This window comes from Planotetraspora sp. A-T 1434 (assembly GCF_025420585.1).
In the GTDB taxonomy this organism is placed as follows: Bacteria; Actinomycetota; Actinomycetes; order Streptosporangiales; family Streptosporangiaceae; genus JAOEGB01.
This window is the reverse complement of sequence record NZ_JAOEGB010000024.1, coordinates 95,296-108,609: the sequence shown is the minus strand read 5'-3', so window position 1 is coordinate 108,609 and position 13,314 is coordinate 95,296. Positions and strand designations below refer to the sequence as shown.

Here is a 13,314-nt window from a genome sequence, read left to right as displayed (position 1 = left end):
AGGTTGGCGAACGGGACCACCTACAAGACCTGCGGCTGCCGCGACGCGGCCACCGGCAAGCAGCTCGGGAAGAAATGCCCGAAACTCCGCCGCGCCGGTGGGGGAGGGGAGCGGTGGAGTTCCACGCACGGCAAATGGGCCTACCAGCTCGAACTCCCCCCGCACGCGGACGGGCGCCGCCGTACCCCCCTGCGGCGTCACGGGTTCGCGACGCTGGAGGACGCCGAGGCCGAACTCGACCATGCCCGCGGCCTACTTGCGTTGGATGAGGACCCGCACACCCGGCGGAAGGTCTGCGAGCTGATGCTGTCGGTCCTCAAGGACACCCGGGCGCTACCGACCGTCGATGAGGTGCGGCGGAAGGTCCGTACCCATCAGGACCTCGACCGGACCGTTACGGTCGCGGAATGGATGGCCGAGTTCCTCAAACGGAAGAAGAGGATCGACCCCACCACCCGCCGCTCCTATGAGACGCACGTCCGGCTGTACTTCGTCCCCTATCTCGGCAACATCCGGCTGGACCGGCTACGAGTGTCCGACATCAGCGGCATGTTCGACGCGATCGAAGAGTTCAACGACGTCATCGCCGCCGCCCGCGCCAGCGACGACCCGCAGGAGCGGGCGAAGGTGAAATACCGCAAGCCGGTCGGCCCAGCCACCATCCACCGCATCCGCGCCACCCTCCGCCACGCCTTGAACGTGGCGATCAAGCAGGACCGGCTGATCGACTTCAACCCCGCCGCCGTGGTCGAACTCCCACCGGTCACCCGACCCAAAGGGCTCGTGTGGACCGAGGAACGGGTTACCCGCTGGCGGGCCGATCACGCCGTCAACCGCGCCGCCGAGAACCAGCGGCGGGCCGGACGCGCGGTCGACGTGGTCAACGTCTACCTGAGCACCGCCCGGCCCTCACGGGTCATGGTGTGGACCCCGGAACAGACCTCGGCATTCCTGGCCTACGCGCGCCGCCACCGGCTGTACGCGCTGTACCGGTTGATCGCCCTTCGGGGGCTGCGCCGGGGTGAGGCGGTCGGGCTGCGCTGGCCCGAGGTGAGCTTCACCGCGGGCACGATCGGAGTCAACTGGCAGATCACGCAACTCTGCTGGACCCCCGTGCAAGGCAAGCCGAAGACCGAAGCCAGCGACCGAGTCATCGCCGCGGATGCCGAGACCCTCCAGATCCTCAAACAGCACCGCACACGACAGGGGAAGGAACGCCTCAAGGCGGGAGAGGACTGGATCGACAGCGGGTTCGTCTTCACCGACGAGCACGGCAGGCCGCTGCACCCGCAGCACGTCTCCGACCAGTTCTCCTGGCTGTGCTACGAGGCCGAGTTGCCGCCGATCCGGTTGCACGACCTGCGCCACGGCGCCGCGTCGCTTATGTTGGCCGCCGGAGTGGAACTGAAGGTGGTCCAGGAAACCCTCGGCCACGTCTCGTCCACATTTACCCGGGATACCTACACCAGCGTCTTCCCGGAGGTCGCGAAGGCGGCAGCGGAGTCGACCGCCGCGCTCATCACCACCCCACGGAGCGCCATGCGGTCCAAAATGTCATGAGGAGGGCGGATGGTTGCTCTGCCGGGCAGAGTCGGCAATAAGCCAGGTTAATCGACCATGACGGGGGCCATGGTGCCTCCGCTCACTCGCACGCCGTCGCGATCGGTGTTTCCAGCCTACTTCCTCAAGATCCCCAGCGTTCCAAGTGACTGGCTGCCAAGCTCTGGAGAACTTTCGGCCGTGTGCTGGCGTCTGAACTAATGTGGGCGAGCCGAGTGTGGGACGCGTGCCGGAACCGGTGATCGATCCTGAGGTTCCCGAGCGGGCGCGGAACCTGCTGATCGATGACGCCGTGGTGCTGCATGGGCCGGGAGTGCTGCCACGCAGGCCCTGGTTCGGCGGGCGGACCTGGCAGGACGTCGGCGTGTGCCTGGTGCACACGCCGGTGTGGGTTCTGCTGCCGGGGTTGATGGGCTGGTTCTACGGCAGGCGTGTGAAAGCGGTGGGCCTGGTCGCTCAGGGCATCGTGGTGGGGCTGGCGGTGGCCGCTGCAGTTGGGGGTCTCGGACTGGGAGCGTTCTTCGTCCTGTGCGGGTGTGCGATGCCGGTCCTGTTCGGCGTCCTGGTGGGCCGGTGCGGGGAAGGGCCAGCCGCGCGGCTGGCGCGGAGCCTGCATGGGCGGTACGTCCGGCCACAGGACCTCGACGCGGCGGGAGTCCGCCTGCTCGGACGGGCGCAGATGGCGGTGGCGGCCGTGCTGGAATCGGACGTCAACGCCGCGGGCATGCTCGACGACGTCCGCAACGCGGTGACCTTGCCCGCCCAGGTCTGGGAGATCGCGCTCACGCTCATGCGGGTGGACCGGCTGCGGGCGGAGCATGAGGCCGTGCCAGATAGGGACAACCCGCGCATCGCCGAGATGTTGGACGCGCAGGCTGAGGCGCTGACACTGGCGACCGAGGCGGTCACCCGGCGTATCGGCGCGATCGAGGACTACGCGGCACAGGTTCGCGCGGCGGACGACGCGCTGCGACAGTGGAAGACGGTGCAGCACCTGTCCGGACGAAGTGCCGCCTATCAGGAACTACTCGCCAGCACCGTGCGGGACGAGCTCGCGATCGCCCAGATCGCGGGACTGACCGAAGAGGCCCGCAGGATCGAGGAGACGCTGCGGGCCAGCGTCAGCCGGGCACGCAAGGCCGGGCTCGCCCTGGCTCCGGGTCTGGCGGTGGCGAGCTGATGGGGCTGTCGCGTCAGGGACGGCGCCTGAGCGGTCCCGTTCCCCGCTGGGTAGGCGGCCTCGGGGCGTTCATCCTGCTCGGCTACGCCGCGGTGCCGGCTCAGCACTCGAACGGCCTCCAGTCGAGCGAGGTGACTTACGAGATCGGCGTGACCGGCCGCGCCGACGTCGAGCTGACCTTGCCCGGTGCCGAGCACCCGCAGCGGACGAGGATCGCCGCTCCCCTGCGCCGGGACTTCATCGTTCACGGCGGCGATCGTGTGTCCGTGATCGCCACTGGGGTGGGCGGTGTCCTGGTCAGCTGCCATCTGCGGATCGACGGCCGGCTCGTCGCCGCCAACACCGGTCAGAGCACGGGATGCGGCGCCACGATCGGCGAACCGGCGACCTATGTGCCCTCGACGTCCGGGGAAGTCTTCAACGTACCGGCGCAGCTGGGCGGGGTCATGAAGCTTCCGCGGTATTCGGGCCGGTCCTCCCCGGTGAACGGGCGGCTCACCGACCGTGCGGCGGGTATCTCCTACGCCCGCCTGAGCGGCGGGTGGGGCCCGCAGAGCCCGGACAGGGGCCCAACATACGCGAGCAAGTTCACACTCCTGCGCGACTCTCGCCCCGAGCGAGGCTGGCTCGCCATGTACGGCTCCGGCCTGATGGATCCGGAGCTGCTCTACCGTTACGAAGGCGACGGCGGGCTCTTCCAGGCTGCGCTGGCCCAGCAGGACGCCCTCACGGCGATCCCCTCGTCCGACACCACCTATCGGGACATGGTCTCCCAACCGCTGACCATCGACGGCCGGAAGGCCTGGGTCATCACCCGGTGGATCGGGTTCGGGCCGAAGGCGAGCACCGCCAACATCCGGAGCGAGCTGCACACTCTCGTGCTGATCGACATCGGGCGGGAACGTCCCGCCTTTCTCTTCGTCAGCATGCCGGACCCGTCACACGACTATCTTCCGGACGTGAACCGGCTGATCTCCTCCATTCGCGTACTGTGAGAGGCGGGGAGCTGTCAGCTATCAGAGCTGCGGTGGTCACTGCCTGACCCTCGTTTCAGGAACCCAGCGGAGTGGGCAGTCCTTGGACTCCTCCTGATCCTGACTGGTTCCTACATTGGGGTCATGCCCGAACGCCGGCCCGCCCAGCAGGGTAGCTGATCGGTTGCTTAACCACATGGCGGTGGCCGCGTGCTCCAGCGGTGGGAAAGACATGTCCTGACGGGGGTCGAGTAGTCGAACCAGCCCTACGGATTATTCGTCCGCTGGTTGTCGAGTTCTGGCGCGGATTGTCACCTTTCGCCCTACTTGTTCGCCTGGGTGCCCCTTGGGGGTTCTTGACGGTCAGCGTGCCGTGGAAGGGGGGCGAAGCCTGGGAGGTGTTCGGTTTTCATCTTCCGTTGACCGTCTTCGGGGTCCGGTTTGACGCACCGGCTCTAAGCGATCTACCGGCTGCCCAACCCGTGCCCGATCATGAAAGAATCCGATGCCGAAGTCCGATGGTTGGGTGCTCGACGGAACACGCGAGCAAACAACGAGCGACCATACGAGATCAACTTCTCGCTGCGAGTCCGTCTCGATCGAGAAATCGCAGGTCATCGCATGATTGTGAGCGCGCCCTGAGGGATTCGAACCCCCGACCGTCGGATTAGAAGTCCGATGCTCTATCCGGCTGAGCTAAGGGCGCTAGAAATTGGGGGATGACCAGCAGGTTTGCTGACCTTGGCCTAAGGTAGCATAGCCGCACACCGATGAAACAGCATCGGATTTGGAGTTTCCCTCATGGGTAGATCCCCACTCCTGCGAGAGCTCATCCCCTCGTGGAAGCTGGCCCTCGAAGGCGAGAAGCTCGCCGCTGGCACGATCACGAGCTACCTCCACTCCGCGCGACTTCTGATCGCCTACCTCGACAAGCATGACATGCCCGAGCAGCTCGAAAAGATCCAGGCCAAGCACGTCCGCGCCTTCCTGGCTGCCCGCCTGTACGGCTGCTGGCTCGACGACAAGCGCATCAAGCCCTGCCCCTGTGGCGACACCCGGGCTCGCAGCGCGGGCGACGGCCACAAGCACTTCCGCAACCTGCGGGTCATGTTCAACTGGCTGGTCGCCGACGGCGAACTGGACGGCCGCTCTCCGATGGCCAACGTCGCGCCGCCCAACGTCGTCGCTCAGCCGGTCGAGCCCCTCACCGAGACCGAACTCAAGCTCATGCTCAAGGCCTGCGAGGGCACCAGCTTTATCGACCGCCGTGACACCGCCATCATGCGGGTCCTCCTGGACAACGGCATGCGCGGCTCGGGCCTGGCCGGCTTGCGCTACCACCCCGAGGACGACGAGCTCACCGACGTGTTCCTATCTCAGCACGTCCTGCGGATTCGGCTCAAGGGCGGCCGGATGCACATGGCACCGATCGGACGCAAGACCGCGGCCGCCATCGACCGCTACATCCGCGCCCGGGCCCGGCACAAGCACGCCGAGTCCCCCTGGCTGTGGTTGCCCGAGCGGGGCATCACCGCGGCGGGGGGCGACCGCCGTCTGACAACGACCGGCATCCTGCAGATGCTGAAGCGGCGCGCCAAGGAGGCCGGTATCCCCGGGGTCTACACCCACCGCTTCCGCACCACCATGGCGACCTCGTTCCTGGACGCCGGGGGCGACCCCATCGACCTGATGCATGTGGGCGGCTGGACCTCGCTGGAGATGGTCCGCCGCTACACGCAGGCCACGGCTCAGCGCCGGGCGAGGGACGCCCACGCTCGGCTCTCGCCCAGCGACCGGCTCTAGCCACATCACCCCCCGAGACACGTCTTGACCTTCGTAAGCGGATCGATCTCGATCTGGCACGCGGACTCCAGCGGGGAAGGCAGAGCCGTGGGCAGGTGCGCCGGAGCGTCGGACGGGACGGCAGGCGGCAGGGTTGGCGTCGGCCGTACGGGACGTGGCGGGTCGTCCTTGAGTTCGATGCGTGACGGTGTCGGGCTGGGGTTGGCCATCGGGTTGGGAGCGTCGCGGCGGTCCTCGTCGTGGCCATCTGCGGTGGTTGTGTCCGCGGTGGTTGCGTCCGGCTGCGCTTCTGACGGTTTCGGCGCCGGTCGCTGAGTCGGGTTGATCTGGTTGCGGCCAACGTGCGGTGATGACGGGGGCGCCGCCGAGGCGGCGGTAACGGTCGTGGTTGCGGGCGGCTGGCTCAGTGGGATTTCCCTGACGGCGAGGGTCGCGCCATAGATGGTGGTGGCTGCGGCGAGAGACGCGGTGGCCGCCGCTGCGAGCTGATGCTGGCCGAGGTACCGGCGGACCCAGTCGACGAGGCGTCACAAAACTGCTGAATGCTTACAAGCGGCGTGCGGCGGTCGCCCTCAATGAGGACGCCCGCAGTAAGGCCGATGAAAAGGTCGCCGAGTATCGGCATCAGCTCAGGGCGCATATCAGGAGGGCTTGGGCTGGGACGCAAGCAGGACCGAGAAGGCATCGATGCTCCGTGAAACACCTGGCAAGAGGTGGGCCAGGCTTGACATGCGTCCCCAGGATGCCCCCGCACCGAAACCCGGGGGCATCCTATTAAGGGATACGTTGGTACAGCTGATTGCTAACCGTTAAATCCAGCAGCAGCTACGCGATCGGCGATGGCGTCGAGACCCGTCTTTGTGATGGAGGGAGTGAGCCATCCCTTCGGGATGTCTTCCTCTAGTCCGCCTAGCACTTCCTTGCCGCTGGCAGTGGTCTGCTCCAACAGTAGCCCCTGAGGATAGGGACGCAGAAGGGGAGATCCCTTCGGGCGACCGGCGTCGTCGCCCTCGCTGTGTCCGTTCGCGTCAACTGCGAAGGGAGTTGATCCGTCGTTGCCGAATAGAAGAATCTTGGTCCCGCTAGGGATAGCGCGGTTGAAGTCGTCGATCGATCGGCAGGGTTGCATTGTGTCATTACAGACCGGCCCACGGAAAAGCTCGACGTAGACGTGCCCGGTTTGATCGGCAGGAGTGCCGACCACTCCCTTGAGCTTCCTCGTCACTTTGACATCCATGACGACGTAGTAACGCTTGTCGTTTGGGTCCGCACCTACGATCGTTCGGCCGGCGGCGAATCCGGCCACCTCGCCCTGGGCAACCACTTGCGTAACCTTACTGGTCGCCAGCTTCTCTGGGGTGTCGAAAGGGATGTAGTTGTAGTGGCCGACTCGCAAGACAGAGATATCAATCTCCCTTTGAAGAGAGCTCTGGCTCTGAGTCACAGCCCCGTCGGTGCCGCATCCTGCCAGCGTGAAGCTAGCGGTTGCTGTGGCGAGAACAAGAAAAACGCGGATCTTCCTCATTGCGCTTCGCACCTCCTTTAGAAGTAGGCGTTGAGGTGGGATGTGATGTGGTGGGGATCGTAGGTCCGCGTCCAGCTCTGCCCGCCGTCCCACACTCCGCTCATCATGCAGTCCTTGACCCCGCCAGGCTCGTCCCCATTCACGTAGTGGGACAGTCCTGCGGAGTGCCCGAGTTCATGGCAAGCGGTATGCCTGTATTCGTTGGCGGGATAAAGGGCGTAGTAATCGATCTGGTTCTTGTCGAGGTAAACCCCGTATCGGTCGCACGATGCGAGGTCAGACCACCAGGACTCGCAACCCGTCCATCCGATGTCCCCTGGGTCCAACAATGATCCCTTCCAGACGACGTCTGTCTGGCTTCCGCCTGAGAGTCGGCATGGTACGTGCTGGGGTACGCCGTTGACGTCCGATGCTGAGTCCAAGTAGCTCATGGACGCTTGTATGGGGGCGATGAGGGCTTGACTGACGCTGGCACTGAGGCACCAGTTGTGCTGACCGCCATCAGGCGGCCCATCGACAAATCCGGGATCGGCCCAAGTGGGCGGCGCTAAGGCGGTTGTGATCGCGGTCACCAGCATCACAGCCACGATACCGATGCGGACAGGGTAGCGCATGCACTCTCCTTTTCTCCGATTGGGAACGGGAAATTACCGACTATGAGATGAAGCCTTTTGATAGTCGCGTGATCACCATCACATGAATCGTTGATGAATGAAAGTGGTATGCCGATCAATCGTCAAGACCTGTGGATCAATATCTTTAGGCGGCTATGGAGCGGTCCTCGACGGCGGGTGATTCCTCGGGCCGATCGACGAGCCTGCCCTTGACGAACGTCGCTCCGGCGCGGACCAAGGCGACGAGAATGGGGCGCGTTTACCGCGCGCCAGCGGGCCTGGGCCGACTCGATCAGCTTGAAGGCCATCGCGAGCCCGGCCGCGCGTGAGCCGGGCCCCTTGGGGACCTTGGTCCGGTGCCGGACGGTGGCGAAGGTGGACTCGATGGGGGTTGGTCGTACGCAGATGCACCCAGTGCTCGGCCGGATAGTCGTAGAAGGCCAGCAGTTCGTCCAGGTCGTCGACCACCTTGGCGACGGCCTTGACGTACTTGGCGCCGTAGGCGGCCTGAAAGTCCTGCACCGCGGCCAGGGCATGGTCCTTGTCCTCAGCGTTCCAGATCTCCGCCAGCGCCTTCTTGGCGCCCGGGTGCGCCGACTTCGGCATCGACCCCAGGACGTTAGAAATCTTGTGAAACCAGCACTTTTGGGCCCTGGTCTGCGGAAACACCTCTCCCAGCGCGGCCCAGAAGCCGAGCGCGCCGTCCCCGATGGCCAGCACCGGCGCCCTCATCCCACGTCGTTTGCAGTCGCGCAGGCCGGCCCACGACTCCGTGGACTCGCGGTAGCCGTCCGTCAGCGCGAGCAGTTCCTTGCGGCCGTCGGCGCGTACGCCGATCATCACCAGCAGGCACACCTTGTGCTCCTCCAGCCGGATGTTGACGTGGATGCCGTCGACCCACAGGTAGACGTAGTCCACGGTCGACAGGTCACGGGCGGCGAAGGTGCGCTGCTCGCCCTTCCACTGCTCGGTGAGACGGGTGATCACCGAGGCGGACAGGCCCGAGCTCGAGCCGAGGAACTGCCCCACCGCGGGAACGAAGTCGCCGGAGGACAGGCCGTGCAGGTACAGCAGCGGCAGCACCTCGGTGAGCTGGGGCGTCTTGCGGGCAGGATCGCCGAGGAGAACCGCTTGCGCTCACCGGTGGCCTCGTCGATGCGCTTGTCGTTGACCCGAGGGGCCTTGACCTCGATCGCACCGGCCGCAGTGAGGATCTCGCGGGGCTGGTGGTAGCCATTGCGGACGACCAGGCGGCGGCCGGCCTCGTCACGCTCTCCGGCGAAAGCGGCGATATAGGCGTCGACCTCCGCCTGCAGCGCGGCGGCGAGCATCTTCTTGCACGTGCCACCTCCAGGGGCACTCGTGGCCCCTAGCTGGGCGCGCTACCTCGGGGCCGGTCTGGTGGCCCGCCTGCCGCGGGGACGGGGGACCATCCGCGGCAGGCGAGCAGCTTCAGGGGGCCGCCTCCCACCAGCCCCCACGGCGTACAGGAGGCGGCCCAGCCCGGCCGGTCGCATGTTGGCCAACGAGGACAACCGGCCGGGCAGCTCAGGGGCGGATCACCATGCTTCGGCGCACCTCAGCGATGTACAAGGCGAACGCCTCGGTAAGGAGGATGACCCGCAGCGTGTCGACCGGGATGTTGAACTTGTTGGCCAGCTCTGCGACCTGGCCCGTGATCTGGAACTCGTGCGGCTTTCCTGCGGCCAGAGCGCGGCCAGCCTCGTGCACGAGGTCATCCCACGTGGCCACGGTCCGCCTCAGTTTTCTCCGTGGGCGGCGGCAGGAACGACGCGCGATCCTGCCGCCGCCGCGCGCACTTCCCAGGTCCCCCCAGGTCCGGGACGCGCGACTTGGAGGCGCGACAGCGTGGGGCCTGGGAGCCTGCCATACCGTCGCGCCCGTTCATGGTCATGAATGGCGCGGCAACTGCTGTACCTCGACCAGCCTCGGGATGCTCTCGAACTGGTGCGGCTGGCCCTCGACGGCACCCGCGCCAGCGGGGCTGGGCGCCTGTGCGCCATGCTCCACACCCGTGAAGCCTGGGCCTACGCAGGGCTTGGCCGCGTCGAAGCGTTTCGCCGCGCTACCGGAACCGCCGAAGAGGCGCTCGCCGGGGCCAGTGACGACGAGGGCGGTTCTTTCGACGAGGCCGAACTGGCGGGAGTCACCGGCGGCCGGTACCTCGACCTGGCCCGGAACGACGCCCGGTTCGCCGACGAGGCCGTGACCTACATCCAGCGTGCCATCGACCTGCGGGGCCGCTCTGCCGGTCGAAGTCTCGCTCTGGACTACACCGGGCTGGTACATGCTCACATGATCCGGGGTAACGTCGACGCCGCCGTGATCGCGGGGGGCGCTGCGGCGGCCGCGGCCGGGCGGGTTACATCCGACCGTGTGCGAGCTCAGCTGCGTCACCTGGACCAGGCTCTGGCCGAACGGCCGACGGCGGGAGTCGCTGACCTCCGGGCGCGGCTGCAGGCAGCTACGGCAAACTGACCCCGATTCGAGAGGGACATTATGCGTATCGGCGTCACCGGCCACACCAACATCACCAACGGCACGCAGCGGCTTGTGTTCGACGCCCTGTGCGATCTCCTGCGTGAGCAGGTGGACGAGCGACTCGTGGGTGTGTCCTGCATTGCTCGGGGCGCGGATTCGGTGTTCGCCGAGGCGGTTCTCTCGGTCGGCGGCGCCCTGGAGGTCGTTATTCCGTCGCAGGACTACCGAGAGGCGAAGGTCAAGTCAGATCATGCTGACCAGTTCGACGCGCTCGTCTCCCGGGCCTCACAGGTGCGGGTGATGGACCACCCTCACGCCAATCGCGACGCGTACGAGTCGGCCAACGAAGCCGTGCTGGGCAGCGTCGACAAGCTGGTCGCGGTGTGGGATGGGCAGCCAGGGGGCCGGTCGGGGACCGCCGATGTGGTGGCCGAGGCGCGACGCCGAGGCTTGCCCGTCACCGTAGTGTGGCCAGAGGGGGCAAGCCGCGAGGGCTGATGCCCAGCAGCGTCACCGGGCGGCCTCACGCCGCTCGCCGATGCCCGCTTCGTCGAGCCGTCGGCGGCGGCGCTCGCGGAGGTCGGCCACCCCGGGCCTGGCCCGCTTGGCGGCGAGCAGCGCCTGGCCCTTGCGCATCAGCTCGTGCACGGACTGCTTGGTGATGCCGAGGATCCGGATGATGTCGCCCAGGGTGTAGTCGCCGCCTTCGTCGGCCGCCCGGGCGGCGCGGGCGATCGCGCGGAGCTTGCAGTCGCGGAGGTAGGCGGTGAGCTCGTCGGCGAGTACGAGGTTGGCCGGGTCGTCGGCCATGTGGTCTTCGAGGCGGTTGAAGAACCGGGCGAGGTTCGCGGCGAGCTCGGCAGACGTCGGTGACGCGGTCCCGGCGCGTGCGCGGCGGCGTTGAAGGCGTGGCGGGGGGGGTCGGATTCGGCGGGGCGCGAAACGGGACGAATGGACATAATGTTCCGTCCTCGGCGCCGCTGAGCTGCTGCGACGAAAGAGCATCGGATTACCTACACCGACACGGGGAACGTGCGGTCTAGCTGCGACGATGGGGTTGCCGCACACCATCTGAAGGTCTGAAGAATTAGAAGTTCCATGCTCTATCCGGCTGAGCTAAGGGCGCTCGTGCCTAATTCTGCATGATCCTACGAGTGAGTACACACCCGGTTTCCGGCAGGGGCCTCAGATGGTGCCTCGTGGGGCCAGGCCGGCCTTGCGGTAGATCTCGTCGATGACGGCCATGTTGGCGATCGAAGTCGACGGCGGCGTGAGGTTGCCCTCCCCGGTCTGAACGGCTTTCGCGAACGCCCGCAACTGGTAGGTGTACGTGGCGTCTCCCGCGACCCGTTCCCGCCGCGTGACGCCGTCGACCGTGTACGACAGGCGGTGGAAGAACTGCGGGGCGATGAAGTTCAGGACCCGCATCTCACCGCGCGAACCGATGACCCGGGCCGCGATCTTGAGTACCTGCGACGACCACATCGAGGCGTGCACGCGGCCGGACGCCCCCGAGGGGAACTCCAGCGCGGCCGTCATCGCGCGGTCCACCCCCGGCGATCGGAGCAGAGCCCGCGCCGACACGACGGTGGGCTCACCTCCGCCGAGCAGGCGCGCGCAATGTACGGCGTAGCACCCGGCGTCCATGAGCGCTCCGCCGGCGAGTGGCAGCGAGTATCGGATGTCGGAGAAGCGGGGGAGTGGGAAGCACAGCCACGTTTCGATCTCCCGGATCTCGCCCAGGTCGCCGACGATCGAGAGCATCCGTTCGGCCAGCGGGTGGTACCGGTAGTGAAAGGCCTCCATCACGACCAGGCCGGACTTGTCCGTGGCCTCGGCGACCGTACGGGCCTCCGCCTCGTTGGACGCGAACGGTTTCTCGCACAGGACGTGCTTGCCGGCTTCAAGCGCCCGGATGGTCCACTCGGCGTGCAGCGCGTTCGGCAGCGGGTTGTAGACGGCGTCGATCGACGGGTCGGCGACAAGCGCCTCGTAGGAGTCGTGCACGACCGGGATGCCGTGCTTCGCCGCGAAGGCGGCGGCCCGTGACCGGTCTCTGGCCGCGACCGCCGCCACCTCGACACCGGGAACGAGCCGGGCGGGCCTCACCAGGGCGGCGGGGGTGATCCGGGCGGCGCCGAGCGTACCGATTCGCACGCCGATCATCCTAGGGGTCGCCATGAACCCGGCACTCATCGATCTACGGCGCTCGCAGTCGACGCCTATGGCTCGCATCAACCCGTGCTTGTGGCTCCTTCTCCCGACATGCCGTCTTGGCGCAGGTCAGGCTCCGGGCGAGGCTGCGACCGCTAAGGTGGATGGCTATGTTCGCGCGCACGGCCCCCTCTGAGATCCCCCTCACCGGTGATGTCACTGAGGGAGTCGTGCGAGTAGGCGGCACGGTCAGGCGCCCCATGCGGGCTTCTTCACCCTCAGTGCACGCGCTGCTCAGGCACCTGGAGGTGGCCGGTTTCGAGGGCGCTCCACGCGTCGTAGGCATCGACGGGCTCGGCCGGGAGATCCTGACGTACGTCGAGGGCGAGGTGCCGACGCGTCCCCTGCCGCACCACGCCGTCAGCGACGAGTCGCTCGTCGAGCTCGCCCGTCTGCTGCGGCGGTTCCATGACGCGGCGGCGTCCTTCACACCACCGCCGGGCGCGATCTGGGAGGTCGGGTCCTCCCCGGACGACGAGCCCGAGTTGATCGGCCACTGCGACATCACTCCCGAGAACGTCGTCTTCCGCGAGGACCCACGAGCGTCGCGGCTGGTGCCGTACGCCTTGATCGACTTCGACATGGCCCGGCCGACGACGCGGCTCTTCGACGTGGTCACGACGCTGCGGCACTGGGCGCCGATAGCCGACCCGATCGACCGTGACCCGCTCCAGCGCCACCTCGACGTCGGGGCACGCCTGCGGCTCTTCGCCGACGCGTACGGCTTGGGCCGTAGGGACCGGCTGCGGCTGCTGGAGACGGCCCGGATCAGGTTCGGCCGGTCCTATACGGCCATGCGGAACAGGGCTCAGACCCACGGGGGAGGCTGGGCCGTCCTGTGGGCCGAAGGGGCCGGACAGCGGATGAGAAGGGCGGCCGCGTGGCTCGACGCCCACGAAGACTCCCTCCACTCCCACCTGATCTGAGTGGAAGAATGCCCGC

Annotated in this window: 12 protein-coding genes, 1 tRNA gene and 1 pseudogene; 7 read left to right on the top strand and 7 right to left on the bottom strand. The window is 67.0% G+C overall.

The window, feature by feature from the left end:
• The first annotated feature begins 3 nt into the window (after nucleotides 1-3).
• From N5079_RS27150 to N5079_RS27140, 3 genes are all read left to right on the top strand, one after another.
• Complete coding sequence (locus N5079_RS27150) at nucleotides 4-1,560, top strand: tyrosine-type recombinase/integrase (RefSeq protein WP_261586965.1); 1,557 nt, start codon at nucleotides 4-6, stop codon at nucleotides 1,558-1,560.
• Nucleotides 1,561-1,786: 226 nt separating this feature from the next.
• Entirely contained in the window at nucleotides 1,787-2,740 is a 954-nt protein-coding gene (locus N5079_RS27145) for a hypothetical protein (protein ID WP_261586963.1), read from the top strand.
• Nucleotides 2,740-3,735 carry a hypothetical protein gene (locus N5079_RS27140; RefSeq protein WP_261586962.1) on the top strand — a complete coding sequence of 332 codons (996 nt, stop codon included), beginning with the start codon at nucleotides 2,740-2,742 and terminating at the stop codon, nucleotides 3,733-3,735. Before N5079_RS27145 ends, N5079_RS27140 begins: the two co-directional genes overlap by 1 nt.
• A gap of 611 nt (nucleotides 3,736-4,346) precedes the next feature.
• Here the strand turns inward: N5079_RS27140 and N5079_RS27135 are convergent.
• Nucleotides 4,347-4,420: transfer RNA gene (locus tag N5079_RS27135), tRNA-Arg, on the bottom strand.
• Nucleotides 4,421-4,515: 95 nt separating this feature from the next.
• Between N5079_RS27135 and N5079_RS27130 the strand changes: the two genes are divergently transcribed.
• On the top strand, nucleotides 4,516-5,517 hold the full coding sequence (locus N5079_RS27130; RefSeq protein ID WP_261586961.1) for a tyrosine-type recombinase/integrase: 1,002 nt from the start codon (nucleotides 4,516-4,518) through the stop codon (nucleotides 5,515-5,517).
• An 802-nt stretch (nucleotides 5,518-6,319) separates the two neighbouring features.
• Here N5079_RS27130 and N5079_RS27125 read toward each other — a convergent pair.
• The 4 genes and pseudogenes from N5079_RS27125 to N5079_RS27110 form a co-directional block, all read right to left on the bottom strand.
• Nucleotides 6,320-7,042: a hypothetical protein gene (locus N5079_RS27125; protein WP_261586960.1), complete on the bottom strand. Its 723-nt coding sequence runs from the start codon at nucleotides 7,040-7,042 to the stop codon at nucleotides 6,320-6,322.
• Nucleotides 7,043-7,059: 17 nt separating this feature from the next.
• Nucleotides 7,060-7,185: a hypothetical protein gene (locus tag N5079_RS27120; RefSeq protein ID WP_261586959.1), complete on the bottom strand. Its 126-nt coding sequence runs from the start codon at nucleotides 7,183-7,185 to the stop codon at nucleotides 7,060-7,062.
• 616 nt (nucleotides 7,186-7,801) lie between these two features.
• A pseudogene (locus tag N5079_RS27115) lies at nucleotides 7,802-8,993 on the bottom strand (IS256 family transposase); the annotation flags it as partial.
• A gap of 211 nt (nucleotides 8,994-9,204) precedes the next feature.
• The gene (locus N5079_RS27110; RefSeq protein WP_261586958.1) at nucleotides 9,205-9,408 is read right to left on the bottom strand and encodes a hypothetical protein; all 204 of its coding nucleotides are present in this window, start codon (nucleotides 9,406-9,408) and stop codon (nucleotides 9,205-9,207) included.
• Nucleotides 9,409-9,573: 165 nt separating this feature from the next.
• On the opposite strand from N5079_RS27110, the gene N5079_RS27105 reads away from it, so the two are divergent.
• The gene (locus N5079_RS27105; protein ID WP_261586957.1) at nucleotides 9,574-10,155 is read left to right on the top strand and encodes a hypothetical protein; all 582 of its coding nucleotides are present in this window, start codon (nucleotides 9,574-9,576) and stop codon (nucleotides 10,153-10,155) included.
• A gap of 21 nt (nucleotides 10,156-10,176) precedes the next feature.
• Nucleotides 10,177-10,656 carry a hypothetical protein gene (locus N5079_RS27100; RefSeq protein WP_410007834.1) on the top strand — a complete coding sequence of 160 codons (480 nt, stop codon included), beginning with the start codon at nucleotides 10,177-10,179 and terminating at the stop codon, nucleotides 10,654-10,656.
• Nucleotides 10,657-10,668: 12 nt separating this feature from the next.
• On the opposite strand, the gene N5079_RS27095 is transcribed toward N5079_RS27100, so the two are convergent.
• Both N5079_RS27095 and N5079_RS27090 read right to left on the bottom strand, forming a co-directional pair.
• The gene (locus N5079_RS27095; protein ID WP_261586955.1) at nucleotides 10,669-10,968 is read right to left on the bottom strand and encodes a hypothetical protein; all 300 of its coding nucleotides are present in this window, start codon (nucleotides 10,966-10,968) and stop codon (nucleotides 10,669-10,671) included.
• A gap of 375 nt (nucleotides 10,969-11,343) precedes the next feature.
• Nucleotides 11,344-12,315 carry a Gfo/Idh/MocA family protein gene (locus N5079_RS27090; RefSeq protein ID WP_261586954.1) on the bottom strand — a complete coding sequence of 324 codons (972 nt, stop codon included), beginning with the start codon at nucleotides 12,313-12,315 and terminating at the stop codon, nucleotides 11,344-11,346.
• Nucleotides 12,316-12,572: 257 nt separating this feature from the next.
• Here N5079_RS27090 and N5079_RS27085 point away from each other — a divergent pair, with 257 nt between their 5' ends.
• Entirely contained in the window at nucleotides 12,573-13,298 is a 726-nt protein-coding gene (locus N5079_RS27085; protein ID WP_261586953.1) for an aminoglycoside phosphotransferase family protein, read from the top strand.
• Nucleotides 13,299-13,314: the final 16 nt, after the last annotated feature.